The following is a 26611-nucleotide window of genomic DNA, read 5'->3' as shown; positions in this document are numbered from 1 at the left end:
CAGCACCCTCGACACGGCCACCCCCGATTTGGGGTGACCTGCGGATTCCCATACACTGAACCGGTTGCTCGCGGGAGGTGTGCCCGCAATCCGGCAGCGAACCCCTGGTGGCTGGTTCCGCGTTCCACGTTCGGACCGAGGAGGCCGCCGGCAGGCGCGCGTTCGGAGAAGCAACCGACCATGCCCGTCGGGTCGGCAATCCGGCGTGCTACTACGTCCAGGTCAAGGAGGACGCTGAAGTGATTCAGCAGGAGTCGCGACTGCGCGTCGCCGACAACACGGGTGCGAAGGAGATCCTCTGCATCCGCGTTCTCGGCGGTTCGTCGCGTCGCTATGCCGGTATCGGCGATGTCATCGTCGCCACCGTGAAGGACGCCATCCCCGGCGGTAACGTCAAGCGGGGTGACGTGGTGAAGGCCGTCGTCGTGCGCACCGCCAAGGAGCGTCGCCGCCCGGACGGTTCCTACATTCGCTTCGACGAGAACGCTGCTGTGCTGATCAAGGCGGACAACGATCCGCGCGGCACTCGCATCTTCGGCCCGGTCGGCCGCGAACTGCGCGACAAGAGGTTCATGAAGATCGTCTCGCTGGCCCCGGAGGTGCTCTGAGATGAAGGTGCACAAGGGTGACACGGTGCTCGTGGTCTCCGGCAAGGACAAGGGCGCCAAGGGTAAGGTCATCAAGGCCTTCCCCCAGGAGAACCGAGTCCTCGTCGAGGGCGTGAACCGGATCAAGAAGCACGTCGCGAACTCCGCCAACCAGCGCGGCGCCTCCTCGGGAGGCATCGTGACCCAGGAAGCTCCGATCCACGTGTCCAACGTGATGGTCGTCGACTCGGACGGCAAGCCGGCCCGCATCGGCTACCGCACCGACGAGGAGAGCGGTAAGCGGGTCCGGATCTCCCGTAAGAACGGGAAGGACATCTGATATGACCACGACGGAAAAAGTGCAGCCTCGGCTCAAGCAGCGCTACCGTGAAGAAATCCGGGACGCACTGCACGAAGAATTCGGCTACGCGAACGTGATGCAGATCCCGGGCGTGGTGAAGGTCGTCGTCAACATGGGTGTCGGCGACGCCGCACGTGATGCGAAACTGATCAATGGCGCGGTCCAGGACCTGGCGTCGATCACCGGCCAGAAGCCGCAGATCCGCCGGGCGACCAAGTCCATCGCGCAGTTCAAGCTGCGCGAGGGTATGCCGATCGGTGCGAAGGTCACCCTGCGCGGCGACCGCATGTGGGAGTTCCTCGACCGTTTGGTCTCCATCGCGCTCCCCCGTATCCGCGACTTCCGTGGCCTGTCGCCGAAGCAGTTCGATGGCAACGGCAACTACACCTTCGGCCTGAGTGAGCAGTCGATGTTCCACGAGATCGACGTGGACAAGATCGACCGCCCGCGCGGAATGGATATTACTGTGGTTACCTCTGCGACCAACAACGAAGAAGGCCGTGCCCTGCTCAAGCACCTCGGCTTCCCGTTCAAGGAGAACTGAGCACATGGCAAAGAAAGCACTGGTCAACAAGGCCAACGCCAAGCCGAAGTTCGCGGTGCGCGCCTACACCCGCTGCCAGCGGTGCGGCCGCCCGCACGCGGTGTACCGCAAGTTCGGTCTCTGCCGCGTCTGCCTGCGCGAGATGGCACACCGCGGCGAGCTGCCCGGCGTGCACAAGAGCTCCTGGTGAGCTGACCCCGTAGCGCGCACGGGCACGCGTACACCCAGGCACGGACGGCAACGGCCGTCCGTGCCCGGGTGTCTCTGGGCACCCACCGCAGACCGGGTCCCCTTCAGCCGATGGCTCGGCGACAGTTGCCCTAGCGGGGTCGATTCGACCAGGTGTGCCGCTCCAGCCGGCGTATGCTCGAAGGGTCGGAAAGTCTCGGAGTCCCGGCAGCGCCGACCTCGGTACGGCGGCACCGACCTCGGCAGCCAGAGCGTCGATGGATAGCGGGGTGATCGGGTGGTCTCGGCGATATCTGAGCAGTTGCCGCAGCCGTATGGCTCTCGGCCGTTGACCGCAACTCCTGTCGTGACCAAAGCCGCTCCCGGCGCCACGCCGAAGAAGTACCCGGATGTCTACGTTGCGGGCGCCGAACCACTCGGTCCCGACGAAATGCGGATCACCGCTCTGGGAACCGGATACCCCGCGCGGCGCGGCCAAGGCTGCGCCGGGTTCATGGTGGAACTGGGCAACGACGAGGTCTTCCACTTCGATGTCGGCGCAGGTACCAACAGCGCGTTCAACCACATGCGCGTGCCCTACCACAAGGCCAACAAATTCTTCATCACTCACTATCACATCGACCATATCGGTGACCTGATGGTCTACTACGACTTCGGTCAATCCAACGGGCGCTTGGAGCCGATGAATGTGTTCGGACCCACCGGCCAGCGTCCCGAACTGGGGATCAACGCGTTGGTGGAGAACATGCTGCGGATGACCGCCTGGCACGACCGCAGCAAGAAGGGCCAGCTCGACCCTCGTGGCTTCGAAGTCGTCGCGCACGAGTTCGCCTTCCAACGCTCCCAGGTCGTCTACGACGAGCAGGGCGCCCGGGTGACGTCCTTTCCCGTCCCGCACGGTATCGACGGCGCGGTCGGTTACCGACTCGATTGGAACGGTCTGTCGATGGTGTTCGCCGGTGACTGCGAGCCCTCGACCCTGACCGTCGAGCACAGCCAGGGCGTCGACGTACTCATCCACGAGATCTTCAATGCACCCCAGACGTATGTCGAGGAGATGGGGTGGACCGAGCAAATGGCCAAGATCGTGGCCTGGACCAAGCACACCTCGCCGCAGGCCGCGGCGAGGGTCTTCGCATCGACGCGGCCTCGCTTGGCCGTGGGCTATCACTCGATCATCGCCCCGGGCACTCCACAGCCGATCCTCGACGGCGTCCGCACCGGCTACGACGGCCCAGTGCTGCTCGCCCAGGACTTCACGATCGTCAATGTGACGCCCCAGCAGATCGTTTCTCGAATGGCCGCTTTCGAGCCCGCGCCGTTCCTGATCTCCGATCGGGCGTATCTGGCCAGCAAGGGCGGTGCCAACCAGGACGCGAGTGTGATGCACGGCCTGTCGGCCTGGCTCGAGGACACGATCATCGGCATTCCTGAGATCGAGGCATTCAAGAAAGAGCTGGCAGAAAAGGGTATGCGCTAGCCCAGGCGCGGAGTTACCTGCCACTACAGGCACATTCGCCTCGACATTTGGTGCTGAAGTCGCTGTTCCGTTTCGAGGAGAATTGTCTGGACTTCTCCCGCCAGAGCCCTGCTGCTACTTCGAATAGTCGCTAGGGTCAAGAAATTCCGGTGACCAGACCCATGGCGACAGAACGAACAATCATCGCGCGCACCTACTTCGGCTGCACTCGACAGCGAGTTCGGCTGGGTTCGACAGCTAGAATGTCGGAGCCGGTACATGCTTTCCATGATCACGTCCACTGTCGGTCTGTCACCGGTAGAACAGAGGATGCGATGTTGTACGACCGCACTGGTCAGACGTACTCGCGTACTCGCCAGCCAGATCCACGTATCGCCGAGCAGATCTGGCGCCAGTTGTCGGACATGCGGTCGGTGGCCAATATCGGGGCCGGCGCGGGATCTTACGAGCCACCCCACACAGTTGTCGCTGTCGAACCCAGCCATGTGATGATCGCCCAACGACCGCGGGATGCGGTGCTGGCGGTGCGCGCGGTCGCCGAGGCGCTCCCGATTCGCAGCAAATCCGTCGATGCTGCGCTGGCCGTACTCACCGTGCACCACTGGGATCGGCTCGAGCAGGGATTGGCCGAACTCGTGCGGATCACCCGCCGGCGAATCGTGCTTCTCACCTGGGACCACCAAGTGATGCGCGAATTCTGGCTACTGCGCGACTATCTACCCGCCGCGGCCACTACCGATGCCGAGCTGGCCGTGCCGCTGGACCACTTCGACCGGCTACTTCCCGGCGTCGTCACGATCCATCCGGTCGCCGTTCCCGCCGACTGTACCGATGGTTTCGGAGCTGCTTTCTGGCAACGGCCGCACGCCTATCTCGCCTCGGAGGTACAGGCCGGAATGTCGCTGATGACGCTCACTCCGCGCACTCTCGTGCACGCCGGACTCGAGCGACTGCGAGCCGATCTGCAGACCGGAGCATGGCAGGTCCGCAACGGCGATCTGCTCGATCGTCGGGAATTCGATGCCGGATACCGACTGGTCGTAGCGGATGTCGACTAGCGTAGTCGCACCGCAGGCGTGTGGGTACCGTGTGATCGACCGCCGGCGGTCGCATTTCAGAACTCGAGTTCCGGCCACGGTATGGAGATCGGGAAGCCGATCGCAATGGCATCGGAATCCTTCGGTGACCATTTGCCGGCTCGGCCTCCGCTAGCGCGCTCGGTGTCCTCCATGTCGGCCGGGAGTTCGACCATGTCGGCCGGGAGTGCGACCATGTCGGCCGGGAGTTCCACGCTGACAGGACCTGGTCATGGTGCGTGCGCCGGGTCGCCGCGCCCGGACCTGGATTTTGCGTTGGCGGCGGCGATGCCTACACTAGGGCGGTTGCCTGGGGTCCGTCATGTCCGCATGCGTGTGGCGTCTCGGGTGATCGAGCCTCCTCCGGTCGGCACCTGCCGGCCGGACCATCCGAATTGTTGTAGGCCCACGGTCGCTACGCACCGACATGCGTAGCGACGTTGTATGGGAACCGCAGCGAGAAAGGTGTCCAGGTCGAACCATGACCATGACCGATCCGATCGCAGACTTCCTGACGCGTCTGCGCAACGCCAACTCGGCGTACCACGATCAGGTGAAGGCCCCGCACTCGAAGCTCAAGGCGAACATCGCCGAGATCCTCAAGCGCGAGGGCTACATCGCCGACTACCGGACCGAGGACGCGACGGTGGGCAAGACCCTCGTCGTGGATCTCAAGTACGGCCCGAGCCGTGAGCGCAGCCTCGCCGGCGTTCGACGGGTCTCCAAGCCCGGTCTGCGCGTGTACGCGAAATCGACCAACCTGCCCAAGGTGCTCGGCGGCCTCGGCGTGGCGATCATCTCCACGTCCTCCGGTCTGCTGACCGACCGGCAGGCGGCCAAGCAGGGCGTGGGCGGCGAAGTCCTCGCCTACGTCTGGTAAGGGAGTCAGGACAATGTCGCGTATTGGTAAGAAGCCCATCGCCATCCCGACCGGCGTCGACGTTTCCATCGACGGGCAGGATGTGTCGGTGAAGGGCCCCAAGGGCACGCTGTCGCTGACCGTCTCCGAGCCGATCACCGTCGCCAAGAGCGAGGATGGTCAGCTCGAGGTGACCCGTCCGGACGACGAACGCCGCAGTCGCGCACTGCACGGCCTGACCCGCACTCTGGTGTCGAACATGATCGTTGGCGTCACCCAGGGCTACGAGAAGAAGATGGAGATCTTCGGCGTCGGCTACCGTGTCGCGCTCAAGGGGCAGAACCTCGAGTTCGCTCTGGGCTACAGCCATCCGGTTCCGATCGAGGCGCCCGAGGGTATCACCTTCGCAGTGGAATCACCCACCAAGTTCTCCGTGTCCGGAATCGACAAGCAGAAGGTCGGGCAGATCTCGGCAGTCATCCACGGCCTTCGCAAGCCCGACCCGTACAAGGGCAAAGGCATCCGCTATGCCGGCGAGGTCATTCGGCGCAAGGTCGGAAAGACAGGTAAGTGATCATGGCGCAAACCGAAAACCAGAAGGCAAAGCGCACACCACTGGGCAAGGACGTGTCGACCCAGCGCCGGCTGTCGCGGGCGCGCCGGCATGCGCGTCTGCGCAAGAAGATCGTCGGCACTGCCGATCGGCCGCGCCTGGTGGTCAACCGCTCGTCCCGGCATCTGCGCGCACAGTTGGTCGACGACTCGATCGGTGTGACCCTCGCCGACGCCTCCACCCTCGAAACCGAGGTGCGCGCGTTGGATGGAGACAAGAAGGCGAAGGCCAAAAAGGTCGGGCAACTCCTGGCCGAGCGCGCCAAGAACGACGGTATCGAGGCCGTGGTCTTCGATCGCGGTGGCCACGACTATCACGGCCGGATCGCGGCCATGGCCGATGCCGCTCGTGAAGGTGGGTTGAAGTTCTGATGATGGCAAACACGAACGGAAGGAACGTCTGATGCCGGGACGTCAGAGGCGTGACGGCGGAAGCGGACCCGCCGGACAGAATGGCAGTGCCCCCGAAGGCGGTCGGGACAACCGCCGTGGCGGCGACCGTCGCGGCGGCGACCGCCGTGACAGTTCTGCGGAGAAGAACCAGCTCGAGCGGGTCGTTGCGATCAATCGCGTCTCCAAAGTGGTCAAGGGTGGTCGTCGCTTCAGCTTCACCGCCCTGGTGATCGTCGGCGACGGCAATGGATTGGTCGGCGTCGGCTACGGCAAGGCGAAAGAAGTTCCCGCGGCCATCCAGAAGGGCGTCGAAGAGGCGCGTAAGGGCTTCTTCCGGGTCCCGATGATCGGCTCGACCATCACCCACCCGGTGCAAGGTGAGGCCGCGGCCGGTGTGGTCATGCTGCGGCCGGCTTCGCCCGGTACCGGTGTGATCGCCGGCGGCGCTGCCCGCGCCGTGCTCGAGTGCGCGGGCATTCACGACATTCTGGCCAAGTCGCTCGGTAGCGACAACGCGATCAACGTCGTGCACGCGACGGTGGACGCGCTCAAGCAGTTGCAACGTCCGGAAGCGGTGGCGGCCCGCCGCGGCCTGCCGCTCGAGGACGTAGCTCCCGCGGGTATGCTGCGCGCCCGCGCGGGACAGGGAGTCTGACCATGGCAGATCTCAAGGTGACCCAGATCAAGAGTTCGATCGGCGCCAAGCAGAATCAGCGGGACAGTCTGCGGACATTGGGCTTGCGGGGTATCCGCAAGAGCGTGGTCCGGGCGGACAACGCCCAGAATCGCGGGCTGATCAACGTCGTGCGCCACCTCGTGACCGTTGAGGAGGTCTGACATGACCATCAAGTTGCATCACCTGCGTCCGGCTCCCGGCGCGAAGACCGAGAAGACCCGTGTGGGTCGCGGTGAAGGTTCCAAGGGCAAGACCGCGGGTCGTGGTACGAAGGGTACCAAGGCGCGCAAGAACGTGCCCGCAGCCTTCGAAGGTGGGCAGATGCCGATCCATATGCGGCTGCCCAAGCTGAAGGGCTTCACCAACCCGTTCCGCAAGGAATACCAGGTTGTGAACGTCGGTGCGATCGCCGAACTGTTCCCCGACGGGGGTGTGATCGGCAAGGCCGAGTTGGTGGCCGCGGGTGCGGTGCGGAAGAACCAGCTGGTCAAGGTCCTCGGCGATGGGGAAATCAGCGTCCCGGTCACTGTGACCGTGGACAAGGTTTCCGGCTCCGCGAAAGAGAAGATCACCGCCGCCGGTGGTGCCGTCACCGAGCTGGGCTGACGGCCCTCCGCATACAGTGACACCGGACGAGTATCGGACTCGTCCGGTGTCACTGTTAGAGTTCAATTGTTGTCTGCCAGCCTCGCCATGGTTCTTTCGGCGTCCCTCCTGTGCAGAGCAGGGACTGGATCGCGCTGAGATATCCATGCATGACCATGTCGTTCGCCAGGAGGATCAGTGCTTTCCGCCTTCGTATCGGCCTTCCGGACCCCGGACTTAAGGCGGAAGATTCTCTTCACGCTGGGGTTGGTCGCGCTGTATCGCGCCGGCGCTTCGCTACCGTCTCCCGGCGTCGACTACAAGGCGGTTCAGGATTGTATCGACTTGGTTTCCGGTGGTGATTCCGCCGGCATCTACCAGCTGATCAACCTGTTCTCCGGCGGCGCCCTGCTGTCGTTGTCGGTGTTCGCGATCGGCATCATGCCCTACATCACCGCGAGCATCATCATCCAGCTGCTCACTGTCGTCATTCCGCGGTTCGAGGAACTGCGCAAAGAAGGCCAGTCCGGCCAGACCAAGATGACGCAGTACACCCGGTATCTGTCTATCGCACTGGCGATCTTGCAAGCGACCGGCTTGGTCGCATTGGCGGCTCGAGGGCAGCTGCTGCAAGGTTGTCAGGAGGACATTCTCGCCGATACCAGCATCTTCGGCATGGTCATCGTCGTCGTAGTGATGACGGCCGGTGCGGCATTGGTGATGTGGTTCGGTGAGCAGATCACCGAGCGTGGCGTGGGCAATGGCATGTCCCTGCTGATCTTCGCCGGTATCGCTGCCCGCATCCCGACCGAAGGCGCAGCGATTCTGGACAGTCGCGGCGGTGTGGTGTTCACGCTGGTCTGTGTTGCCGCGCTGGCCGTTATTGCCATCGTGGTCTATGTCGAACAGGGCCAGCGCCGAATTCCGGTGCAATACGCCAAGCGTGTGGTCGGCCGCAAGATGTATGGCGGGTCCTCGACCTACTTGCCGTTGAAGGTGAACCAAGCCGGCGTGATCCCGGTCATCTTCGCATCGTCTTTGCTGTATCTGCCCAACCTGGTGGCGCAGCTGACGTCCTCGACCGATGGCGACCAGGGGTGGTGGCAGGAGGTCATTCAGAAGTACTTGGTGAATCCGAGCAACCCGGTCTATATCGCGATCTATTTCGGTTTGATCCTGTTCTTCACGTACTTCTACGTCGCGATCACCTTCAACCCAGAGGAGCGCGCCGACGAGATGAAGAAGTTCGGTGGCTTCATTCCGGGTTATCGGCCCGGTAAGCCGACCGCCGACTATCTGAGTTTCGTACTGAACCGCATCACCCTCCCCGGCTCGATCTATCTCGGTCTGGTTGCCGTCCTTCCGAACCTCTTCCTCGATATCGGCTCCTCGGGTGGAGCGCAGAACCTTCCGTTCGGCGGAACTGCCGTGCTGATCATGGTGAGCGTCGGTCTGGACACCGTGAAGCAGATCGAGAGCCAGCTGATGAATAGAAATTACGAAGGGTTCCTCAAGTGAGAGTTGTTTTGCTCGGTCCGCCGGGTGCCGGCAAGGGCACCCAGGCCGTCCTGCTGTCGGAGAGGCTGGGCGTTCCGCACATCTCTACCGGGGACTTGTTCCGCGCGAATATCGACCAGCAGTCCCCGTTGGGGCGGGAAGCGCAGAAATATCTGGCCGCAGGCGATCTGGTTCCCAGCGACGTGACCAATCGAATGGTCGAGGCCCGGGTCAACGAGCCGGATGCGGAGAATGGTTTCGTGCTCGACGGCTACCCGCGCACCGTGGAGCAAGCCGACGCGCTGGAGAAGATTCTCAAAGACATGGACACCGAGCTCGACGCCGTATTGAGTTTCGTTGTGCCGGAGGACACGGTGGTAGAGCGGATGCTCTCCCGCGGGCGCGCCGACGACAACGAGAATGTGATTCGTAATCGGCTGCGCGTGTATCGGGCAGAGACCGAACCACTGCTGGAACACTACGACGGTTTGGTGGTTGCGGTGGATGGCGTCGGCGATGTCGAGGACGTCCACGCGCGGGCGCTGCAGGCAGTGCGCCGTTGATCACGCGGGTGACGAGGCGCTGAGGTCCGATGGTCTTCCACCGCAAGAAGAAGGTCGTACCGTTTCGGACAGCTGGCGAATTGGACGCGATGGCCGCGGCTGGCGCGATAGTCGGCCGTGCATTGGTCGCTGTACGCACGGCCGCCGTGGCGGGGGTGTCCACCCAGGACTTGGACGAGGTCGCCGAGCAGGTGATCCGAGACGCAGGCGCGGTGCCGTCGTTCAAGGGGTACCACGGCTTTCCCGCATCCATCTGCGCGTCGGTGAATGATCGTGTGGTGCATGGGATTCCGAGGGATGAGGAGATCCTCGCCGAGGGTGACCTGGTCTCCATCGATTGTGGCGCGATTCTCGATGGCTGGCACGGTGATTCGGCATGGACTTTCGGTGTCGGCACGATTATCGAGGTCGATCGGTTGCTGAGTGAGGCGACCAAATCGTCGATGGAAGCCGGTATCGAGGCCATGCTGCCCGGTAACCGGTTGTCCGATGTCTCGCATGCGATCGAGCGGGGCACTCGCGCGGCAGAACAGGACCACCAGCGTTCCTACGGCATCGTCGACGGTTACGGCGGGCACGCCATCGGCCGTGAAATGCACCTCGATCCGTTCCTGGCCAACGAGGGCGACCCGGGCAAGGGGCCGCGGCTGGTGGTGGGATCGGTACTCGCTATCGAGCCCATGCTCACTCTCGGCAGTACCCAGACCACCGTGCTCGATGACGACTGGACCGTGGTGACGCTCGACGGCAGTCGTGCGGCGCACTGGGAGCACACGGTCGCTGTCACCGAATCCGGGCCGCGAATCTTGACCGTGCGCCCCGAATAGCGCACGGGGACATGGTTCGTCGTCATACGCATCGGTCGTACCGTCGGGCGAGAAGCCGAGCCGCACCGACGCCAGGAGTCCTGGTCGATCCCGCTTCCGTTCGGGTGCCGGTGCCAGGTGTGGACAGCCGACAACCAAGCGATACCCAGCTTTCGCTGGATCGGTGACGTCGTTCCTTGCGCCCACGTCCGGTACGTAATCCCGAAGCGATTGCGCCCGCAGCGGCCCGCATCGGTCGTGGATGACCTTCCTCCTTCGATTCGAGTCCGATATGGACGATGCCGCCAGCCTAGGAACGGACCGGGGCGGCGGCCCGAGTAGTCCACTACTCGAATTCGGTTGGTGCGGCGCGCAGGCCGAGCGCTACGAGCGGGTCATCCCGCGAGCGCAGTCGTCGCTGGATTGATTCTGCGGCGTGCCCTGTGCTAGCGAGTCGGGGCTATTGCTATTCGGCGACGAATCTGTGCGCCTCGGCCAGCAGTGCAGTCCAGCGAGCCTCGTCTCGGTCGTCGATCACGACCCATTCACGGAAGGTTCGTCCGGCGGGAGTGAACGGCTTGCCGATTCCTGCCTCGATCAGTTGCTGCACCCGTTTGCGGGGCAGCTTGACGATCAGATCGCCGCAGTGGCGATCGCACGAGGCGAAGAAGGCGCCGTCGACTCGCAGGCAGAGCAAGCCCATCATGGTTCCGGGTTCGACGCCGGGAGCGCCCAGCACGGTCGCGCTGACGTCGGTGAACAAGTCGGTGGGCTGGTCGTGCATCGATGGCTTCTCCTCCATCCGATTCCATGGTCCGTCCCGATTGTGTGGTCGGTGTCCACGACAGAACCGATTGCGCCGATCGGTCGGCCCGACCGAGCATTGCCGGTCGTATATCTGTGCGCGGTCGGGCTGCGGCAGGGATGTGCCGAGTTCAGGCCGTGCGCGGAACGAACAAGGCGAACAATGCGCCTTGGGGATCGGTCAGCAGCACCGAGGTACCTCCCGGACCGTCGGTGGGTTCCTGAACGATCGTGGCACCCAGTGATTCCGCGCGATCGCGCGCGTCGGTGATGTTCTCGACCGCGACATAGGGCACCCAGGTGGGTCGCCTGGTGGCCTCGTCGGCGATTGCCGCCCAGCGGCCGGTTTCGTCGCTGATCCAACTCGTGTAGTTGCTGGCGCCGTCGTCTGGGTCGATCGACCAGCCCAGCAGGTCGGTGTAGAAGCCGCCGGCGGCTTTCGGGTCATCGGTGAGCAGGTCGAACCAGAGGAATTGCCCGGGCATATCGAGTCTCCGTTCTCGGTCGTTGTGCTGGAATCGGCCATGAAGTCGTCGGCGACGCCTGGAGCCATGAGGTAGCAGACTTTCGTTTATGAAGTTGACACTATAATCAGTGAAGTAAGATGGCAAGGGGATGTTTGAAGCGACGCGTTGCGGAGGTCACGATGGAGTCCGTGTCGGTCATCAATACGAAGTCATATGGTCAGGGTTGCCCGATCGCGATCGCACTCGATGTGCTCGGGGATCGGTGGACCTTGCTCATCCTGCGAGACCTCGCGCATGCCCCATTGCGTTTTCTGGATCTGCAGGCACTCAACGCCGGGTTGTCGTCGAACTTGCTGACCACGCGTCTGCGTCAACTCGAAGCGCGCGGGCTGGTCACTCGGTATCGATTGGCGGCGCCGGCCACGGCGCATGTCTATGCGCTGGTGCCGCAGGCGCGTGACGACGTGCTCGAGGTGCTCAATGCTCTGGGGCGATTCGGTGCGGGCCTGCTGGCGTCGGTCGAGCAGCAGTCGGCGCCCGAATCGATGTTGCGGCAGTTGAAGTGCACCGCGCGTTTGCTCGAAGGCAAGCATTTGGGGATCGAAGGTGAGTTCGCGTTGGTGTTCGATGGCGAATCGTACGGGTTGAGCATGAGCGCGAACTCGGTTGCCGCGACCAGAGAACCAGCGCCGGATCCGGTTGCCACCGTTGCGGCCCCGTCGGCCACGATGGCGCTGCTGGCCAACCGAGGGCTCACGCTCGAGCAAGCGGAGCAGCGCGGCCTCACCATCAGCGGAGACCGTCGGGCGGGGTTGGCTCTGGTCGATGGCCTCAGTCTGAAATAGCGTCCGCTGCTGCGGGTCGAGTTCATCCGCATCCGGGAAACTCCGCTCGGCGTGGCGCTGCGGCGACACGCGGTTGTGCTGTCAACCGGGCTTGCGTCGGCATAACTGGTACGGCGGATGGGTACACCTGATATCCGCGGCTACCGGATCGTCAAGAAATCGACGCTGACCAGCCATGACGTACACGTCGCCGAATGCGCTGCGACAGTGTCGTATCTCGTCGTCGGTGACATCTCTTCGATCCCGAGTCGGTGCGTGCTCGCATCGACGGTCCAGACACCCTTGTCTTCGTCCTGAACATTTGTTAAATATACTGAACGAGTGTTCAGAGCTGGTGATGATGTGGACCGAACCATGAAGGCGCGGATCCGTGATGCGGCAATCGCGTTGTTCTCCGAGAACGGCGTGAAGGGCACCAATGTCCGGGCCATCGCCGCAGCGGCCGGTGCTTCGCCGCCATTGATCGTGCACCACTACGGATCGAAGGAGGCGTTGACGGCTGAATGCGACCGTTACGTGGCCGAATTCCTCAATGAACGCAAGCGCAATGGCATGCGAGCGGGCGCGAGCTTCGACCCGCTTGCGGCACTGCGTGAGGCGCGCGATGGTTCGATGTTTCTGCGATACCTCGCGGTCCGATTGGCCGAGGGTTCACCGCAAGTGGCGGCGATGGTGGACGAAATGGTCAGCGACGCCGCCGGATACATGGCCGACGGTGTCGAATCGGGCATGCTGCGGCCGACGAACTACCCCTACGAGCGGGCGGTCGTCCTGACGATCTGGTCGCTGGGGGCCTTGGTGCTTCGTGAACATCTCGAACGGCTGCTCGGTGTCGACATCGCCGCCGTGCCGCAGGAGCCCACCGCTGCTTCGGCCTATGTCGGGCCGGTGCTGGAGATATTGACCGACGGGATCGTCGACGCAGACATTGCCGCGAAAATGCGGGCGGCGTTCGTCGAGGATCCGACGTCCACCGAGAAGAAGGATGATCGACCATGACCGAGTTCGTGATTCGAACCGAGGGTTTGGTGAAAGACTACGGATCCGTCCGCGCTTTGGACGGACTCGACTTGCGGGTCGAGCAGGGCGAGGTCTTCGGGTTCCTAGGACCCAATGGCGCCGGCAAGTCCACCACTATTCGGCTGCTGCTCGATCTCCTGCGCCCGACCGCGGGACGGGTCGAGGTCTTCGGGACCGCACCCGCCGACGATCCATCCGTGCGTGGCCACATCGGATATCTACCCGGCGAGCTCGCCATGCGAGGTCGCCGCACCGCGGGTGAGTTGTTGGGACACCTGGCCAGTCTGCGCGGCGGCGCGGGCGCCGACCGCATCGCACCTCTGGCGGAACGGTTCGGCCTGGCGTTGGACCGGCCGGTGCGTGCGTTGTCCAAGGGCAACAAGCAAAAAGTCGGTGTGGTGCAGGCATTCATGCATGCGCCGGAACTGCTGATCCTCGACGAGCCGACCAGCGGGTTGGATCCACTGCTGCAACGTGAGTTCCTCGATCTCGTCGTGGAAACTCAGGAGCGCGGCGCCACGGTCCTGATGTCCTCGCATGTCCTCAGTGAGATAGAGGATGCCGCCGACCGGGTCGGGATCATCAATGCCGGCCACATGGTCGATGTCGACGATGTCGCGACTTTGCGCCATCACGCCGGTCAGTCGGTGGAACTACGGTTCGCCCATCCAGTCGATGTCGCGATCTTTGCCGAGCTGCCAGGGGTGCAGGACCCCGTCGTCGAGGGCGCGACGTTGACCTGTGTGCTACACGGCGAACCCGACACCCTGCTGAAACGCGCCGCCGAACACCATGTCGTGGGCTGGAGCGCCCAGTACCGCGACCTGGAAGAACTGTTCCTGGATTTCTATCGTCTGCCTACTGATACCGCCGAGGAGGTGGCCGCGTAATGGCCGCTGACACCATGCCCGTTCTGACCGGAGTCCTGCGCGAACAGCGTCGCCCGGTTGTCCTGTGGGGTCTGGCGCTGGCCGCGATCAGTGCCATGTACATCAGCTTCTATCCGTCGATGAGCGACAGTGGCATCGAAGAGGTAGTCGACAATCTTCCCGAGCAGTTGTCCACCGCGCTCGGCTACGACCGGATCGGCACGGCGTCGGGTTGGCTGACCTCGACCGTGTACGCCTTGATGGGGCCGGTCCTGCTGTTGATCTTCGCGATCACCTTCGGTAGCCGACTCATTGCCGGTGACGAGGAGAGTGGCGATCTCGAACTGGAGGCCACCTCGCCGGTTGCCCGGCAGGGCATCTTCCTTCAGCGATTGATCGCCCTGTGGCTGAACACCCTGATCCTGGTCGTCGTGCTCATGCTCGTGAGCTATGCCATGGTGGCGGCGCTCGATCTGGAAGTCGGCGCCGGCAATATACTCGCCGGGTCGACCGGGCTGTTGTTGCTGTCACTGGGGATGGGCACCATTGCGTTCACGGTCGGTGCGGTCACCGGCCGCCGAGTCTGGGCCCTCGGTGCGGCCGCAACTGTCGCGCTGGTGTCCTACATCCTGGATGCGCTCGGCGCGGTAGCCGACGCCGGTTGGATGAATGCGATTTCGCCGTTCTCCTGGTACCTGGACAGCGAACCGCTGACCAATGGTTTCGATCTGCCCGGGTTGGTGTTGCTGGCCGTGGTGCCGGTGTTGTTCGCGGCGCTCGGGCTGGTGCGCTTCCAGCGGCGTGATCTGATGGTGTGATCGGTGCTGGTATGCCGGCACGGTGACCGGCCTCAGGGAGTGGTGCGGAAGTACAACACTCGGTCGCCGTGCTCGGCCAGCGGTGTGCTGGCACCGAGTTGGCGTAGTCCACTGTCGGGCAGATAGGTGAGGTTGGCGAACATCTTGGTGTTGCCGAATGCTGCACGCAGTTTGGTCTCGGTCACCCCGTCGCCGCTGTATTCGGCCAGAGTCTTGAAATCCAAGGGTGTCAGCGGCTTGTCGAGCGGGTCCTGCCCGGCGGGGCGACCGAGTGCAGCGTACTGGGTGGCCGATCCACCCTCGTACCAGCACAGTTCGTAGGAAACGTTCTCGGTGACCGTGATGGCCGCGACCGGCCAGTCCTGGGAAAGCCGCAGTGCGAGTGGATGTTGTGCTACTGGTGTGAGCTCCCAATTCATGCTCATGACCGTGACCCAACCGCCCAAAGGCTGGTCGATCAGCACGATGTCGTCGCCGAGTGCGGTCGAGGTGTTCACCTGGGGCGCACGCATTGTCCAAACCGACGTCCGGCCACCCAGGTAGCCATCGCGGTCGAGTGGGTAGGCGTCGTCCATGGAATAGGCGGCGATCACCGCTGCGCGGATCCGGGAGACGGCATCGCGTTGCGGGCAATACACGCTCAGCGCACCGAAAGTCGTGGCGATGTGCACCGGCGGTGACGGCTGATCCGGTTCGGCGCCCGGCGCAAGCGGTCGCAATCCGACCAGAGCCAGCTTCCAGTTGATCTCTTCCACCGTCGACAGGTCTCCGGAGGATTGCAGCATGACCTGCTGCTGGGTCAGTTTTCCGGCGTGCTCCAACGTGCGACAACCGAGTTCGAGCAATGCACGGTGCGACTTGGGTGTGAGATCGAGATCCTGGATACCGCATGCCCGCAAGCGGATCGACATACTGGGCGAGGTGAACGCCGCATACCGTTCGCGATACATGGCGAGGGCTTGCTTGCGCGATCGACCGACCATCAGGGTGCGTAGCAGGGTGCTCAAGCTGGCTAGATATTTGCCCGAGAGGTCCGGGTTCGCTGTGGCCAGCGCGGCGCGGATCCGGGCCGCTTCTTCGGTCGCGGCCACCGCGGAATCGTGGTCCAGTCTGCCCAGCCAGACACCGCACTTGGCCAACCCGTCTGCACACGGCCCCGCGACGTCCGGATGCGTCTGTGCCACATGACGGTAGACGTCGCAGGCGTTGCGGATCGTGGTGGTGGCCAGTTCCCGACGACCACTATGGCGCGCTGCCAGCTCGAAGGAGCGCAGTGCGTCGTTCAGTTCGCCGGCGATCCGCGCGGTCAGCATTTGCCCTCGGGACAGCAGACGCAGGCGGATCGCCACCGCTTCCTCGGCGGGGGCCAATGCTTCTCGCGTCCGGTCGCGACCTGCTCCATCGGTCCTGGTGGCGATGAGCCCCTTGGCGAGGTCACCGAGCGTGGTCGCGAGCCGCAGCTCGGATTCGACCGAACGGTCCAGCGCCGCGAAGCGATCCGCCGCGATCCGCCGCTCCATCGCGTCCAGATCCATCGCAGTCCTCGTCTCCAGCATGATCCTCCGCCACCGCGCGGTCGTACGCGCGCTCCAAACATTCTGCGCCCCGAGTTTGTCACGGTAGCCGGGAGTACGCACGATTCGTATCCCCAGGGCTGGTGGTGCGGCGGTGCGTGGTCACCCGCGCAGTCGGCCGAGCCGACGGGCAGGCATTATCGGGTGCCATGCGTGTTCTTCTGCAGCGGGTCAGTTCGGCACAGGTGACTGTCGACGACGAGGTCGTCGGCCGCATCGACCCGTCGATGGGTGGCAGCGTGTACGGCTTGGTCGCGCTGGTCGGGGTGACGCATGCCGATACCGAGGCGACGGCGAGGGCATTGGCGGACAAGGTGTGGCGATTGCGCGTGCTGGAGGGAGAACGCTCGGCCGCGGATCTGAATGCTCCAGTATTGGTGGTCAGTCAGTTCACCCTGTATGCGGACCTTGCGAAAGGCAGACGCCCGTCCTGGGCGGCGGCTGCTCCCAAGGCCCTCGCGGAGCCTCTCGTCGGTACATTCGCGCAGGCGCTGCGTGCACTGGGGGCTACGGTCACCACGGGGAGATTCGGTGCGCACATGCAGATCGAGCTGGTGAACGATGGTCCGGTCACCGTGATGGTGGAGCTGTGACCTGTCACCCTCGACTCGTTGCGCAGTGGTTGCACAACCGGCCGGAATCGGCGGGACACGCTCTAACAATTGCGGGTTATTCGACCGAATTCGTACCGGCGAGTTGGCTGGCGAAGGCGGCGCGCGCAGCAGCCACCAGTGACCCGTCGATCTCTGGATAGGCCCTGGCGATGTCGATCAGTGCGGCGTCGGTTTCGATGTCCAGCCCCGTCTCCGAATGCAACCTGCCGCCAGTCGTGACCGATGCGAGTTCACGTTCGAAGTTCTGCCGTAGTTCGTCTGTCGTGGGGTGTCGTTTTCGTCCCATCGGTACTCCTGAATGTGTGGTGAATGCTCGCCATCGGTTCCAGTATTGCTCGGTCGCCGCGGGGCGTCAGCAGGCAGTATCGACGTCGGTCGGTGCTGGATTCGAGTCCGGTGCGGAAATGGGCGCAGCGCTATCACCTCGATATTCAGTGGTGCGCGGTACAAGCGCGGTGCGAGACAGGGAAAACGGGTGTCGGATCGGATCGGCGAAACCAGGCGGTCGATCAGTCGGGTTTCCGTGGTCGCTCAGATCCTTTGGCGCGGCCCGGCTGCGATTCGGGCAACTTACCCAATCCTGCGCATTCCTTGGGGGGTCACACAAGTGGCGCAGTGCTCTCGAAGTGATTCTCTACAGCCGAATAGCGCTTGACAGAGGTCTTCACGGGTTTATTGTAATGGGCGTCCTGATCCGGTGTTGTGCGGCGATGACGGCGAGGCAACGTGGCAGGTTCGGAAACAACGGTCGTAATGGCCCTTCCCGGCGCATCGAGGTGTGCCGATTCCTCGGTGCGTTCTGCGACACCGGGATTGGTTCCAATGTCGGATTTGCTCGTCAGGGCGTGCCGTGGTCACCGGGTAGTCGGAGGTCCGCTGCTGTGGTTCGCCCGCGACCTGGCGGTGCTCCACGAGCGTCGCCTCGTCGGCCGCGGTGGTTCGGTGGACACGACGGCCGCAGTCGTCGGTGAAATCGAGCGTCGCAGAGTCGAACTGGTCATGGCGATCGACGACTGGGTGGCGCGCTGCGTGCCGCAACATCGCTTCGGCGCCACGCTGCACACCGAGGCGGTCGGTGCGGTGATCGACCGCCTCGCGGAATCGTCGGTGCGGGCGCATCACGCGTTGATGACTCTGGACGCACACGACGAGTTCTTGCACCGGGCATGGCATCACCTCGCCGAACTCGCCGACGCCTACGACGATTTGGTGCGTGATGTCATGGCGGGCAGACGGCGTTTGCCCGAGTGGTGAGCGAACAGCCCTCGCCTCGCCGCACCGCCGATCGGCGGATGCTACGGGCGGTAACGACGATGATCGGTGCCGAAGTCGTCGGCAACAGTCGCGGCCAGCTCGACATAGGCCCTCTTGGTCTGCTTGTGCAACCGGTGCAGATCGATTTCGGCGCCCTCGGAGATGTGTGCATCGAACGGAATGATGTGCACTGCACGGCACCGGGACAAGAAGTACTGCCGTAGCTGTTGGATGCCGACATTCGGCGACCCGGACCGAGGCGAGTTGATCACCACCACCGCATTGCGCACCAGATGGTCGTGTCCATGCAGTGACAACCAATCCAAAGTCGCTGCGGCGCTGCGGGCTCCGTCGATGGCAGGGGACGAGATCAACACCAGGGAATGTGCCAACTCCAGCACGCCGGCCATCGCCGAGTGCATCAGTCCGGTCCCGCAGTCGGTCAGAATGATGTTGTAGAACCGTTGCAGAATGCGCGCGACCGCACGGTACTCGCCGTCGTTGAACGCCTCCGACGCTGCCGGGTCGCGTTCACCCGCCAGAACTTCCAAGCGGCTGGTGGCCTGTGAGGTATGTCGGCGCACATCCGAATAGCGCTGCAGGGATGGGTCGAGCAGCAGGTCGCGCACGGTCGACCGGGTCTGTAGCGGCACCCGGTGCGACAATGTGCCGAAGTCGGGGTTGGCGTCCACGGCTATCACTCGGTCACCTCGGACGGAGGCGAACACCGAGCCGAGCCCCATTGTGGTCGTAGTCTTTCCGACGCCGCCTTTGAGTGAGAGCACAGCGATGCGATAGTCGCCGCGCACCGGTTGCCGGATGCGAGCGAGCAATTCCTGGAGCCGGAGTTCTTCCGCAGACATACCAGGGTTGATCGCGCCGCCGGACATGTGGTGCACAGCCCTGCGCCACCCGGAACCGGGCGCTCGCTTGGCCCGCCGAAGCGGCACCCGCTCCAGCGACGGCTGCTCGTACTGCAAGCCCGGCTGAGCAGCCGACTGCTGGTAGCCCGGAGGGCCGCCTCCCTGTGGGTCCTCCGCCTGGGCCGGGGGCCATCCGTGGTCACCAAGAGCAGGTCGATGCTGTTGGGGCAGATCGGGATACGGCGCCGACTGGTGGTATTGCTGTGCGGGGTTCTGTTCTGCGACGCCAGGCATTCGGTTGGCTTCGACCGGTCCGGATGCTGTGTCCGCCCCGGAATCGGTTGTTCGAGCCGGCAGATCGGGTTGTGCAGCGGACGGTGGCGGCGAGAGAGCGGACGGTGGCGGATAGGGAGCAGTCGGTGGCGGATAGGGAGCGGTCGGTGGCGGCGAGGGACTGGTCGGTGTCGGAGGAGGAGCAGACGGTAGCGGACGGTCGGTGAGCTGCGGCTCGTAGGGCACGGATGCCGGCGCGGGCGGCGAAATCGGAGGGGCCGGTGGCCCACCGTCCGGGTCCGTGCGTGGCGGACCGGCCTGTGGCCGATGTTCTGCATAACGGTCGAGGTTCGGTGCCGACTCGATGGGCGGCGGTTGGTGAGGCCGTTCGGTAACTTCGGTCTCCGGCGTGGCTGTGGCAGGTTCCTCCGTGACGACCGCGTCACCACGCCATGTCCGCGGCGCGGAGCCCGCCTCGGTGTCTGTGGTGTCGGCCTCCGTCGCGGCCACCGCGCGGGTGGCGACGTTCTCGGGTGCAGTCTCCGGCGTGACGGGAGGGTCGGCTGCCGGTGTCGGGCGGTGCGGCGAATCCGTCTCGGGAACGGTCGTGTACTCCGGTGCGCCCGACGACAGCCAGGGCGGCGGGGTCCCGGAATCGGCCGAGGACGCCGCGGAGGGCGCGTGGCTCGGTGCCGCATCGGGTGGCGCCGGCGGGCTCGGCCGCGAATCCCTGGACGGCGTGGCTCCGCGGGAGTTCGGGACCGGCGTAGGCATGGAGCGCTCGGTGGCCGGCCTTGTCCGATTCGTCTGATCGGCGCCGGTCGTACCGGTCGGCAGGTGCCAGCCGCCCGGCGTCGGTGTGGGGTCGGCACCCATCGAGTCCCGGGATGCGGGCGGCGCGACCGAGCGACCGTCGGCGGGTGGCGGTGGAATCGGGTCGGCTGGCCCCGGCGACCCTTGTTCGCCCGGCGGCGAGGCATGCGGCGCTGGGTGATCGGGCCGGTGGTCCACAGGGGGTGATCCTGGTCCGGGCCGAGGAGGAGTGGGGGATGACCAAGCATCGGGCGGGGTGTCGTGGGGCGCGTGCGGTGCGGCGCTGTGTTGCCATGGTGCGGGGTCTGCGCTGTGTTGCCATGGTGGGAGGCCGCTGTTGTGTTGCCATGGTGCGGGGTCCCCGCTGTGTTGCCATGGTGCGGGGTCCCCGCTGTGTTGCCATGCGGGGGCCGCGTGGTCCTGCGGTGCCGGGTGCGGGCTCGACGCGGGTGCAGCTACGTCGGACGACGGCATCTGGGCGGGCGTGGTCGACTGCTGGGGTTCGTCTGCGGACTGGTCGTTCTTGTCACGGTGCCAACCCTTGCGCCGCTTCTCCGGCCGTGCGGCGTCGGGTTTGTCTTCGTCCGCCGCCCGGTTTCGGAATCGTCCACGCTTGCGGCGAGGCGCTTCTTCGATGATGTGATCGTGCGGAAGGTTTTCCACCGGCGCTTCGTAGCCGGCCGGCGTGACGTCGCTTTCGGACAACCACGGGGGCAGCATGGGAAGGCCGTCGGTGTCACGACTCACGGCAGGGCCTCACCAGCGCTCGACTCTGCGGTGACCAAGGGTGTCGCTGCTGTGACCAGGGCATGGCTCGTCGGCTGCGCTGGGCCACCCGTCCCCCTCGATCTGCTCGACCTGAAATTTGGACATCGGCTATTTTACGCGACAGCCCGGAGTCATCGCGGGGCTGTACCGCGGGCGCCTAGGATGGGGTCCGCGGTGGGATTCGCGGCAAGACCGCTGGCGACTCGGGCGCAGAAGGGGTATTTTTGCCCGATCCTGGACGGATCGGTAAGCTGGAGCGGCGGTGCACCCATGCGCCGCCTGTTCGCGTGCGAGCGGTCTGCTCCCAGGCCGGTCCATTCGGGCGGAAACCGAGGGCAAACAAACCAGGTTGAGTGTAACCGGGATCGCGGAGGATATGGCGAAGAAGGACGGGGCCATCGAGGTCGAGGGTCGAGTTGTCGAGCCGCTGCCCAATGCGATGTTCCGGATCGAGCTCGAGAACGGGCACAAAGTTCTCGCGCACATCAGCGGGAAGATGCGGCAGCACTACATTCGCATCCTCCCCGAGGACCGTGTTGTCGTAGAACTCTCGCCCTACGACCTGTCGCGTGGCCGGATCGTGTACCGCTACAAATGATCGCCGAGCGCGATCGGGTCGGCCGAGCCGACTGCCCCGACTCACCTCGGGACCGAGTCGAAAGACTCATGACAAGGCTTCCCCAGCCGCCGGCTGGGGAAAAACTGTGTTCACACCCGTGTGAACCATGACAGATTGGACGGACGTGAAGGTTCAGCCGAGCGTCAAGAAGATCTGCGAGAAGTGCAAGGTGATCCGCCGCCACGGTCGGGTCATGGTGATCTGCGACAACCTGCGCCACAAGCAGCGCCAAGGCTGAGCGGAGGCGGGGCAGGCCCCGCACCGTCAGCTGTAGGACATTCCGACGGCGCTGCTCGTCGCGACACCAGCCAAGGCACCGAACCGCAGTTCGGATTGGCACAGAAGAACTCCCAGCACCAGCCGCACGTTGTGGAATTTCAGGGTTCGACCCGAGGCGTGCGTGCTCACCGCCGGTTCGGAGGCCGGTGCCCCACACGACGAGGGGACGGACAGGGAGCAGACCTCCGCAAAGATAAGGAAACTGCCACATGGCACGTCTCATGGGCGTGGACCTCCCGCGCGAGAAGCGTATGGAGATCGCGCTGACCTACATCTTCGGCGTCGGCCGGACTCGCTCCAAGGAGATTCTCGAGGCCACGGGGGTCAGCCCGGACCTGCGTTCGAAGGATCTCAGCGACGACGATCTCACGAAGCTGCGTGACTACATCGAGGCTTCCGAGTTCAAGGTCGAGGGTGACCTGCGCCGCGAGGTGCAGGCCGATATTCGCCGCAAGATCGAAATCGGCTGCTACCAGGGCCTGCGCCACCGCCGTGGCCTGCCCGTGCGTGGCCAGCGCACCAAGACCAATGCGCGCACCCGCAAGGGCCCGAAGCGCACCGTCGCCGGCAAGAAGAAGTAGGGATAGCCGATGCCTCCGAAGAGTCGGGCCACGGGCCCGAAGAAGACCCAGAAGTCGCGCCGTCGGGACAAGAAGAACGTTCCGCACGGCAACGCGCACATCAAGAGCACATTCAACAACACGATCGTGTCGATCACCGACCCGAGTGGCAACGTCATCTCCTGGGCGTCGTCGGGTCATGTCGGCTTCAAGGGCTCGCGCAAGTCGACTCCGTTCGCTGCGCAGCTCGCCGCCGAGAACGCCGCTCGCAAAGCACAGGAGCACGGCGTCAAGAAAGTCGACGTTTTCGTGAAAGGACCCGGCTCGGGCCGCGAGACGGCGATCCGCTCGCTGCAGGCCGCCGGTCTCGAGGTGGGCACGATCTCCGATGTCACCCCGCAGCCACACAACGGCTGCCGTCCGCCCAAGCGGCGTCGCGTCTAGCGGGAAAGGATCAGCGAACAATGGCTCGTTACACAGGCCCCATCACCCGCAAGTCGCGTCGTCTGCGTGTCGACCTCGTCGGAGGCGACCAGGCGTTCGAGCGGCGTCCCTACCCGCCCGGCCAGCATGGGCGGGCACGGATCAAGGAGAGCGAATACCTGCTCCAGCTGCAGGAGAAGCAAAAGGCTCGCTTCACCTACGGCATCATGGAGAAGCAGTTCAGCCGGTACTACGAGGAGGCCAACCGCCTCAAGGGCAAGACCGGTGACAATCTGTTGCGGCTGCTCGAGACCCGCCTGGACAACGTCGTATACCGGGCCGGCCTCGCGCGCACCCGGCGGCAGGCGCGGCAGTTGGTCACCCATGGACATTTCCTGGTGAACAACAAGAAGGTCGACGTGCCCAGCTTCCAGGTCACCCAGTACGACATCATCGATGTCAAGGAAAAGTCGATGGGTACCTTGCCGTTCCAGGTAGCGCGGGAAACTCAGGGCGACCGCCCGGTGCCGGGCTGGCTGCAAGTCATCCCGGGTCGGCTGCGAATCCTGGTCCATCAGTTGCCAGAGCGCGCCCAGATCGAGGTACCGCTGCAGGAGCAGCTCATCGTGGAGTACTACTCGAAGTAGTTCGCGTGGCGCTGCTGGTGCGCAATAGTCCGGATATGGGCGAGCGCGCACACCCCTGACACGAGGCGTCAAATAGCGGGCGCCCAATAAGGAGGATGATCCCCATGCTGATTTCACAGCGTCCGACGCTGACCGAAGAGGTCGTCGCCGAGAACCGCTCGAAGTTCACCATCGAACCGCTCGAGCCGGGCTTCGGTTACACCCTCGGCAACTCGCTGCGGCGAACCTTGCTGTCCTCGATTCCCGGGGCTGCAGTCACCAGCATCCGTATCGACGGAGTGCTGCACGAGTTCACCACGGTGCCCGGAGTCAAGGATGATGTCACCGACATCATCCTGAACCTGAAGGGACTGGTCGTGTCCTCGGAGGAGGACGAGCCGGTCACGATGTATGTGCGCAAGGCGGGTCCAGGCACCGTCACCGCCGGTGACATCGTTCCGCCCAGCGGGGTTGTGGTGCACAACCCCGACATGCACATCGCGACTTTGAACGACAAGGGCAAGCTGGAGATCGAACTGGTCGTCGAGCGTGGTCGCGGCTATGTCCCGGCTGTGCAGAACAAGGCCTCCGGCGCCGAAATCGGCCGGATTCCGGTGGATTCGATCTACTCGCCGGTACTGAAGGTGACCTACAAGGTCGAGGCCACCCGTGTCGAGCAGCGCACCGACTTCGATCGACTCATCCTGGATGTGGAGACCAAGAACTCCATGACCGCGCGGGATGCGCTCGCCTCGGCGGGCAAGACCCTGGTCGAACTGTTCGGCTTGGCCCGCGAACTGAATGTCGAAGCCGAGGGCATCGAGATCGGCCCCTCACCGGCCGAGGCGGATCACATCGCTTCCTTCGGGCTGCCGATCGAGGACCTGGACCTCACCGTCCGGTCCTACAACTGCCTCAAACGCGAGGGGGTGCACACCGTCGGCGAGTTGGTCGCCCGTACCGAGTCGGATCTGCTGGACATTCGCAACTTCGGCCAGAAGTCCATCGACGAGGTCAAGGTCAAGTTGCATGCGCTCGGTCTGTCGCTGAAGGACAGCCCGGCGTCGTTCGATCCGTCCAGCGTGGTCGGCTACGACGCCAGTACCGGCACGTGGAGTGACAGCGGCACGTTCAGTGACACCGATGGCGGCGAGCAGGACTACGCCGAGACCGAACAGCTCTAGGCCGTCGGGCATCGGCGTCCCGGCCCGGCCGACACCGTGAAACGAGCGATCGGCTCACATCCGGTAGCGGAGCGTAAGCATGCAGGGCCCGGGAGCGGCGCCCGAAAAACAAGGAGAACCACACAATGCCCAAGCCCAAGAAGGGTGCCCGCTTCGGCGGGTCGGCGTCGCACCAGAAGGCGATCTTCGCCAATCTGGCCACTGCGCTGTTCGAGCACGGCCGAATCACCACCACCGAGGCTAAGGCCAAGGCCGTGCGACCCTATGCAGAGAAGTTGATCACCAAGGCGAAGAGCGGCAGCCTGGCCGACCGTCGCGAGGTGCTCAGAGTCATTCGCGACAAGGATGTCGTGCACGATCTCTTCGCGGAGATCGGCCCGTCGTTCGAAGGCCGCGACGGTGGCTACACCCGGATCATCAAGACGATGCCCCGCAAGGGTGACAATGCGCCGATGGCGATCATCGAGTTGGTACGGGAGAAGACCGTGACCAACGAGGCCGATCGTGCCCGTCGTGTCGCGGCATCGAAAAAGGTCGAGGAGACTCCGGTCGCCGACGAGCAGGTCGTCGAGGCCGAGGACACGGCCACCGAGGCGGACAAGGATGCTGCCGACGCCGGCCCGGACGCTGCCGAGGCCGGCAAGGATGCTGTCGAGGCCGGCAAGGATGCCAAGGACGCCTGACGCTGTGGCGTCGTAGTTCACCGACGAGCCCGCCACCCCGCTTCGGGCTGGCGGGCTCGTTCGTCGGTACCAGTACTCATGGTGATTGTGAAGGCGATGAGGTCTATGTCGGATCTGCTGAGGTCGGAAGGCTCCCCCGCGCTCGGGGACAAGCCCTCGCCTCGGCGAATTCGTCTGGATATCGCCTACGACGGCACCGATTTCGTCGGCTGGGCGCGTCAGCCGGGCCTGCGCACGGTCCAAGGCCTGCTCGAGGACTCACTCGGCACAGTGCTGCGTGAGCCGATTCAGCTGACGGTGGCCGGCCGCACGGACGCGGGGGTGCACGCCGAGGGGCAGGTCGCACACTTCGATACCGGCACCGAACTGGATTTCGGCGCGCTGGTACGCCGAATGGCCCGATTTCTGCCGAAAGATGTTCGGATCCTCGACGCGCAGACGGCGTCGCCGGAATTCGATGCGCGATTTTCCGCGGTTCGTCGCCACTACGTCTATCGGTTCACCACCGCACGGTATGGGGCCTCGCCATTGCTCGCCCGCAGCGTGGTCGCCTGTCGGTCCGACCTCGACTTCGAAGCGATGCGGGTCGCATCCGGGGCGTTGGTGGGATTGCACGACTTCGCGGCGTTCTGTCGCCGTCGGGAGGGGGCGACGACGGTCCGCGAATTGCAGCGGTTCGATTGGATGCGCGACGGAGATTCTCTGACCGCGTATGTGAGTGCAGATGCGTTCTGCTGGTCGATGGTGCGCAGTTTGGTCGGTGCGATCCTTGCGGTCGGGGAGCGCCGTCGTAGCCCGGAATGGGTTGTCGGGCTGTTGTCCGAGACCCAGCGCTCCAGCGCGGTTACCGTGGCACCGGCGCATGGTCTGAGCCTGACCGCGGTCGACTACCCACCGAACGAGCAGCTCGCCGCCCGTAACGTGCAAACTCGTGAAGTCCGCTCGGCTCCGAAGCCGGACCGGTATCGCCTCGGAGACCCGGACCGCGCCCAACCACCCGCACCCGGATGCGGGTGCGGGTAGCGGG

The 26611-nt window shown here is 64.5% G+C and carries 38 protein-coding genes; 32 read left to right on the top strand and 6 right to left on the bottom strand.

Translation table 11 applies throughout. From position 1 onward, the window contains the following. Positions 1-239: 239 nt before the first annotated feature. From rplN to K940_RS0122725, 6 genes are all read left to right on the top strand, one after another. Positions 240-608: a 50S ribosomal protein L14 gene (rplN, locus tag K940_RS0122750; protein ID WP_028479351.1), complete on the top strand. Its 369-nt coding sequence runs from the start codon at positions 240-242 to the stop codon at positions 606-608. Between the two features lies 1 nt (position 609). After that, complete coding sequence (rplX, locus tag K940_RS0122745; RefSeq protein WP_028479350.1) at positions 610-927, top strand: 50S ribosomal protein L24; 318 nt, start codon at positions 610-612, stop codon at positions 925-927. Between the two features lies 1 nt (position 928). Continuing rightward, entirely contained in the window at positions 929-1492 is a 564-nt protein-coding gene (gene rplE / locus K940_RS0122740) for a 50S ribosomal protein L5 (protein WP_028479349.1), read from the top strand. Between the two features lie 4 nt (positions 1493-1496). Beyond that, the gene (locus K940_RS0122735; protein WP_014981705.1) at positions 1497-1682 is read left to right on the top strand and encodes a type Z 30S ribosomal protein S14; all 186 of its coding nucleotides are present in this window, start codon (positions 1497-1499) and stop codon (positions 1680-1682) included. A 327-nt stretch (positions 1683-2009) separates the two neighbouring features. Beyond that, positions 2010-3161 (top strand): guanitoxin biosynthesis MBL fold metallo-hydrolase GntH, encoded by a 1152-nt coding sequence (gene gntH / locus K940_RS31160; protein ID WP_155981072.1) that lies wholly within the window; start codon positions 2010-2012, stop codon positions 3159-3161. Positions 3162-3475: 314 nt separating this feature from the next. Then, entirely contained in the window at positions 3476-4219 is a 744-nt protein-coding gene (locus K940_RS0122725; protein ID WP_028479348.1) for a class I SAM-dependent methyltransferase, read from the top strand. A gap of 56 nt (positions 4220-4275) precedes the next feature. Here the strand turns inward: K940_RS0122725 and K940_RS33295 are convergent, their stop codons facing one another. Then, complete coding sequence (locus tag K940_RS33295; protein WP_196812336.1) at positions 4276-4452, bottom strand: hypothetical protein; 177 nt, start codon at positions 4450-4452, stop codon at positions 4276-4278. Between the two features lie 266 nt (positions 4453-4718). On the opposite strand from K940_RS33295, the gene rpsH reads away from it, so the two are divergent. The 10 genes from rpsH to K940_RS32675 all read left to right on the top strand — a co-directional run bounded on the left by rpsH (position 4719) and on the right by K940_RS32675 (position 10655). After that, the gene (rpsH, locus tag K940_RS0122715) at positions 4719-5117 is read left to right on the top strand and encodes a 30S ribosomal protein S8 (protein WP_028479347.1); all 399 of its coding nucleotides are present in this window, start codon (positions 4719-4721) and stop codon (positions 5115-5117) included. A 13-nt stretch (positions 5118-5130) separates the two neighbouring features. Further along, the gene (gene rplF / locus K940_RS0122710) at positions 5131-5670 is read left to right on the top strand and encodes a 50S ribosomal protein L6 (protein ID WP_028479346.1); all 540 of its coding nucleotides are present in this window, start codon (positions 5131-5133) and stop codon (positions 5668-5670) included. A 2-nt stretch (positions 5671-5672) separates the two neighbouring features. Then, entirely contained in the window at positions 5673-6080 is a 408-nt protein-coding gene (gene rplR / locus K940_RS0122705; RefSeq protein ID WP_036529889.1) for a 50S ribosomal protein L18, read from the top strand. Positions 6081-6111: 31 nt separating this feature from the next. Beyond that, positions 6112-6756 (top strand): 30S ribosomal protein S5, encoded by a 645-nt coding sequence (gene rpsE / locus K940_RS0122700; RefSeq protein ID WP_028479344.1) that lies wholly within the window; start codon positions 6112-6114, stop codon positions 6754-6756. Positions 6757-6758: 2 nt separating this feature from the next. Continuing rightward, positions 6759-6938, top strand: a complete 180-nt coding sequence (rpmD, locus tag K940_RS0122695) for a 50S ribosomal protein L30 (RefSeq protein ID WP_028479343.1) — start codon at positions 6759-6761, stop codon at positions 6936-6938. Between the two features lies 1 nt (position 6939). Next, positions 6940-7383 (top strand): 50S ribosomal protein L15, encoded by a 444-nt coding sequence (gene rplO / locus K940_RS0122690; RefSeq protein WP_028479342.1) that lies wholly within the window; start codon positions 6940-6942, stop codon positions 7381-7383. 177 nt (positions 7384-7560) lie between these two features. Continuing rightward, positions 7561-8880 (top strand): preprotein translocase subunit SecY, encoded by a 1320-nt coding sequence (gene secY / locus K940_RS0122685; RefSeq protein ID WP_028479341.1) that lies wholly within the window; start codon positions 7561-7563, stop codon positions 8878-8880. Continuing rightward, complete coding sequence (locus K940_RS0122680; protein WP_028479340.1) at positions 8877-9422, top strand: adenylate kinase; 546 nt, start codon at positions 8877-8879, stop codon at positions 9420-9422. The genes secY and K940_RS0122680 overlap by 4 nt, the downstream gene beginning before the upstream one ends. 29 nt (positions 9423-9451) lie before the next feature. Further along, positions 9452-10249 (top strand): type I methionyl aminopeptidase, encoded by a 798-nt coding sequence (map, locus tag K940_RS0122675; protein WP_028479339.1) that lies wholly within the window; start codon positions 9452-9454, stop codon positions 10247-10249. 241 nt (positions 10250-10490) lie between these two features. Next, positions 10491-10655, top strand: coding sequence for a hypothetical protein (locus K940_RS32675; protein WP_155981071.1), 165 nt, complete (start codon positions 10491-10493; stop codon positions 10653-10655). Positions 10656-10694: 39 nt separating this feature from the next. Here K940_RS32675 and K940_RS0122665 read toward each other — a convergent pair whose 3' ends face one another. Together K940_RS0122665 and K940_RS29990 are read right to left on the bottom strand one after the other, a co-directional pair. Beyond that, entirely contained in the window at positions 10695-11012 is a 318-nt protein-coding gene (locus K940_RS0122665) for an MmcQ/YjbR family DNA-binding protein (RefSeq protein ID WP_051407476.1), read from the bottom strand. Between the two features lie 151 nt (positions 11013-11163). Then, positions 11164-11517: a VOC family protein gene (locus tag K940_RS29990; RefSeq protein WP_051407458.1), complete on the bottom strand. Its 354-nt coding sequence runs from the start codon at positions 11515-11517 to the stop codon at positions 11164-11166. 161 nt (positions 11518-11678) lie between these two features. Here K940_RS29990 and K940_RS0122655 point away from each other — a divergent pair, with 161 nt between their 5' ends. From K940_RS0122655 to K940_RS0122635, 5 genes are all read left to right on the top strand, one after another. Then, positions 11679-12344, top strand: a complete 666-nt coding sequence (locus tag K940_RS0122655; protein WP_028479337.1) for a helix-turn-helix domain-containing protein — start codon at positions 11679-11681, stop codon at positions 12342-12344. Between the two features lie 117 nt (positions 12345-12461). After that, a complete protein-coding gene (locus tag K940_RS0122650; protein ID WP_028479336.1) occupies positions 12462-12641 on the top strand; it encodes a hypothetical protein in 180 nt (59 codons plus the stop codon). A gap of 24 nt (positions 12642-12665) precedes the next feature. Beyond that, a complete protein-coding gene (locus K940_RS29985; protein ID WP_155981070.1) occupies positions 12666-13343 on the top strand; it encodes a TetR family transcriptional regulator in 678 nt (225 codons plus the stop codon). Further along, positions 13340-14254, top strand: a complete 915-nt coding sequence (locus tag K940_RS0122640; RefSeq protein ID WP_028479335.1) for an ABC transporter ATP-binding protein — start codon at positions 13340-13342, stop codon at positions 14252-14254. The genes K940_RS29985 and K940_RS0122640 overlap by 4 nt, the downstream gene beginning before the upstream one ends. After that, positions 14254-15051, top strand: coding sequence for an ABC transporter permease subunit (locus K940_RS0122635; protein WP_028479334.1), 798 nt, complete (start codon positions 14254-14256; stop codon positions 15049-15051). Before K940_RS0122640 ends, K940_RS0122635 begins: the two co-directional genes overlap by 1 nt. A gap of 32 nt (positions 15052-15083) precedes the next feature. On the opposite strand, the gene K940_RS0122630 is transcribed toward K940_RS0122635, so the two are convergent. After that, a complete protein-coding gene (locus K940_RS0122630; RefSeq protein ID WP_028479333.1) occupies positions 15084-16607 on the bottom strand; it encodes a hypothetical protein in 1524 nt (507 codons plus the stop codon). Positions 16608-16774: 167 nt separating this feature from the next. Here K940_RS0122630 and dtd point away from each other — a divergent pair, with 167 nt between their 5' ends. Further along, entirely contained in the window at positions 16775-17218 is a 444-nt protein-coding gene (gene dtd / locus K940_RS0122625) for a D-aminoacyl-tRNA deacylase (RefSeq protein ID WP_028479332.1), read from the top strand. A gap of 76 nt (positions 17219-17294) precedes the next feature. Here the strand turns inward: dtd and K940_RS29980 are convergent, their stop codons facing one another. Then, positions 17295-17525 (bottom strand): hypothetical protein, encoded by a 231-nt coding sequence (locus tag K940_RS29980; protein ID WP_036529887.1) that lies wholly within the window; start codon positions 17523-17525, stop codon positions 17295-17297. A gap of 536 nt (positions 17526-18061) precedes the next feature. On the opposite strand from K940_RS29980, the gene K940_RS29975 reads away from it, so the two are divergent. Continuing rightward, on the top strand, positions 18062-18493 hold the full coding sequence (locus tag K940_RS29975; protein ID WP_231390483.1) for a DUF4254 domain-containing protein: 432 nt from the start codon (positions 18062-18064) through the stop codon (positions 18491-18493). Between the two features lie 41 nt (positions 18494-18534). On the opposite strand, the gene K940_RS29970 is transcribed toward K940_RS29975, so the two are convergent. Further along, positions 18535-19650 (bottom strand): MinD/ParA family protein, encoded by a 1116-nt coding sequence (locus K940_RS29970; RefSeq protein ID WP_369797535.1) that lies wholly within the window; start codon positions 19648-19650, stop codon positions 18535-18537. 409 nt (positions 19651-20059) lie between these two features. On the opposite strand from K940_RS29970, the gene K940_RS29965 reads away from it, so the two are divergent. The 9 genes from K940_RS29965 (at position 20060) to truA (ending at position 26607) form a co-directional block, all read left to right on the top strand. Beyond that, on the top strand, positions 20060-20440 hold the full coding sequence (locus K940_RS29965; protein ID WP_155981069.1) for a hypothetical protein: 381 nt from the start codon (positions 20060-20062) through the stop codon (positions 20438-20440). A 1146-nt stretch (positions 20441-21586) separates the two neighbouring features. After that, complete coding sequence (gene infA / locus K940_RS0122600; protein WP_003418601.1) at positions 21587-21808, top strand: translation initiation factor IF-1; 222 nt, start codon at positions 21587-21589, stop codon at positions 21806-21808. Positions 21809-21953: 145 nt separating this feature from the next. Further along, positions 21954-22067, top strand: coding sequence for a 50S ribosomal protein L36 (gene rpmJ, locus K940_RS0122595; RefSeq protein WP_011207363.1), 114 nt, complete (start codon positions 21954-21956; stop codon positions 22065-22067). 250 nt (positions 22068-22317) lie between these two features. Beyond that, entirely contained in the window at positions 22318-22689 is a 372-nt protein-coding gene (gene rpsM, locus K940_RS0122585; RefSeq protein ID WP_028479329.1) for a 30S ribosomal protein S13, read from the top strand. 9 nt (positions 22690-22698) lie between these two features. Continuing rightward, positions 22699-23112: a 30S ribosomal protein S11 gene (rpsK, locus tag K940_RS0122580; RefSeq protein ID WP_028479328.1), complete on the top strand. Its 414-nt coding sequence runs from the start codon at positions 22699-22701 to the stop codon at positions 23110-23112. Between the two features lie 20 nt (positions 23113-23132). Beyond that, entirely contained in the window at positions 23133-23738 is a 606-nt protein-coding gene (gene rpsD, locus K940_RS0122575) for a 30S ribosomal protein S4 (protein ID WP_028479327.1), read from the top strand. 104 nt (positions 23739-23842) lie between these two features. After that, positions 23843-24901: a DNA-directed RNA polymerase subunit alpha gene (locus tag K940_RS0122570; RefSeq protein WP_028479326.1), complete on the top strand. Its 1059-nt coding sequence runs from the start codon at positions 23843-23845 to the stop codon at positions 24899-24901. 125 nt (positions 24902-25026) lie between these two features. Continuing rightward, positions 25027-25584 carry a 50S ribosomal protein L17 gene (gene rplQ, locus K940_RS0122565; RefSeq protein ID WP_028479325.1) on the top strand — a complete coding sequence of 186 codons (558 nt, stop codon included), beginning with the start codon at positions 25027-25029 and terminating at the stop codon, positions 25582-25584. A gap of 105 nt (positions 25585-25689) precedes the next feature. Further along, positions 25690-26607 carry a tRNA pseudouridine(38-40) synthase TruA gene (gene truA / locus K940_RS29960; protein WP_081706582.1) on the top strand — a complete coding sequence of 306 codons (918 nt, stop codon included), beginning with the start codon at positions 25690-25692 and terminating at the stop codon, positions 26605-26607. The last annotated feature ends 4 nt before the right edge of the window (positions 26608-26611 follow it).

Source organism: Nocardia sp. CNY236, assembly GCF_000482385.1.
Classification (GTDB): domain Bacteria; phylum Actinomycetota; class Actinomycetes; order Mycobacteriales; family Mycobacteriaceae; genus Nocardia.
This window is presented reverse-complemented; position numbering and strand designations above follow the sequence as displayed.

Coding starts and splice junctions, on each gene's coding strand:
- rpsD (WP_028479327.1), top strand. CDS start 23,133: ATGGCTCGTTACACAGGCCCCATCACCCGCAAGTCGCGTCGTCTGCGT.
- K940_RS0122650 (WP_028479336.1), top strand. CDS start 12,462: ATGGGTACACCTGATATCCGCGGCTACCGGATCGTCAAGAAATCGACG.
- map (WP_028479339.1), top strand. CDS start 9,452: ATGGTCTTCCACCGCAAGAAGAAGGTCGTACCGTTTCGGACAGCTGGC.
- K940_RS0122655 (WP_028479337.1), top strand. CDS start 11,679: ATGGAGTCCGTGTCGGTCATCAATACGAAGTCATATGGTCAGGGTTGC.
- truA (WP_081706582.1), top strand. CDS start 25,690: ATGTCGGATCTGCTGAGGTCGGAAGGCTCCCCCGCGCTCGGGGACAAG.
- rplO (WP_028479342.1), top strand. CDS start 6,940: ATGACCATCAAGTTGCATCACCTGCGTCCGGCTCCCGGCGCGAAGACC.
- K940_RS29980 (WP_036529887.1), bottom strand. CDS start 17,525: ATGGGACGAAAACGACACCCCACGACAGACGAACTACGGCAGAACTTC.
- K940_RS0122665 (WP_051407476.1), bottom strand. CDS start 11,012: ATGCACGACCAGCCCACCGACTTGTTCACCGACGTCAGCGCGACCGTG.
- rplR (WP_036529889.1), top strand. CDS start 5,673: ATGGCGCAAACCGAAAACCAGAAGGCAAAGCGCACACCACTGGGCAAG.
- rpsE (WP_028479344.1), top strand. CDS start 6,112: ATGCCGGGACGTCAGAGGCGTGACGGCGGAAGCGGACCCGCCGGACAG.
- K940_RS32675 (WP_155981071.1), top strand. CDS start 10,491: ATGACCTTCCTCCTTCGATTCGAGTCCGATATGGACGATGCCGCCAGC.
- rplE (WP_028479349.1), top strand. CDS start 929: ATGACCACGACGGAAAAAGTGCAGCCTCGGCTCAAGCAGCGCTACCGT.
- K940_RS0122725 (WP_028479348.1), top strand. CDS start 3,476: ATGTTGTACGACCGCACTGGTCAGACGTACTCGCGTACTCGCCAGCCA.
- K940_RS29975 (WP_231390483.1), top strand. CDS start 18,062: ATGTCGGATTTGCTCGTCAGGGCGTGCCGTGGTCACCGGGTAGTCGGA.
- K940_RS0122630 (WP_028479333.1), bottom strand. CDS start 16,607: ATGCTGGAGACGAGGACTGCGATGGATCTGGACGCGATGGAGCGGCGG.
- dtd (WP_028479332.1), top strand. CDS start 16,775: ATGCGTGTTCTTCTGCAGCGGGTCAGTTCGGCACAGGTGACTGTCGAC.
- K940_RS0122570 (WP_028479326.1), top strand. CDS start 23,843: ATGCTGATTTCACAGCGTCCGACGCTGACCGAAGAGGTCGTCGCCGAG.
- K940_RS29990 (WP_051407458.1), bottom strand. CDS start 11,517: ATGCCCGGGCAATTCCTCTGGTTCGACCTGCTCACCGATGACCCGAAA.
- rpsM (WP_028479329.1), top strand. CDS start 22,318: ATGGCACGTCTCATGGGCGTGGACCTCCCGCGCGAGAAGCGTATGGAG.
- rpsH (WP_028479347.1), top strand. CDS start 4,719: ATGACCATGACCGATCCGATCGCAGACTTCCTGACGCGTCTGCGCAAC.
- rplQ (WP_028479325.1), top strand. CDS start 25,027: ATGCCCAAGCCCAAGAAGGGTGCCCGCTTCGGCGGGTCGGCGTCGCAC.
- K940_RS0122735 (WP_014981705.1), top strand. CDS start 1,497: ATGGCAAAGAAAGCACTGGTCAACAAGGCCAACGCCAAGCCGAAGTTC.
- infA (WP_003418601.1), top strand. CDS start 21,587: ATGGCGAAGAAGGACGGGGCCATCGAGGTCGAGGGTCGAGTTGTCGAG.
- rpmD (WP_028479343.1), top strand. CDS start 6,759: ATGGCAGATCTCAAGGTGACCCAGATCAAGAGTTCGATCGGCGCCAAG.
- rplX (WP_028479350.1), top strand. CDS start 610: ATGAAGGTGCACAAGGGTGACACGGTGCTCGTGGTCTCCGGCAAGGAC.
- K940_RS0122635 (WP_028479334.1), top strand. CDS start 14,254: ATGGCCGCTGACACCATGCCCGTTCTGACCGGAGTCCTGCGCGAACAG.
- rpsK (WP_028479328.1), top strand. CDS start 22,699: ATGCCTCCGAAGAGTCGGGCCACGGGCCCGAAGAAGACCCAGAAGTCG.
- K940_RS29970 (WP_369797535.1), bottom strand. CDS start 19,650: ATGCCTGGCGTCGCAGAACAGAACCCCGCACAGCAATACCACCAGTCG.
- K940_RS0122640 (WP_028479335.1), top strand. CDS start 13,340: ATGACCGAGTTCGTGATTCGAACCGAGGGTTTGGTGAAAGACTACGGA.
- rplF (WP_028479346.1), top strand. CDS start 5,131: ATGTCGCGTATTGGTAAGAAGCCCATCGCCATCCCGACCGGCGTCGAC.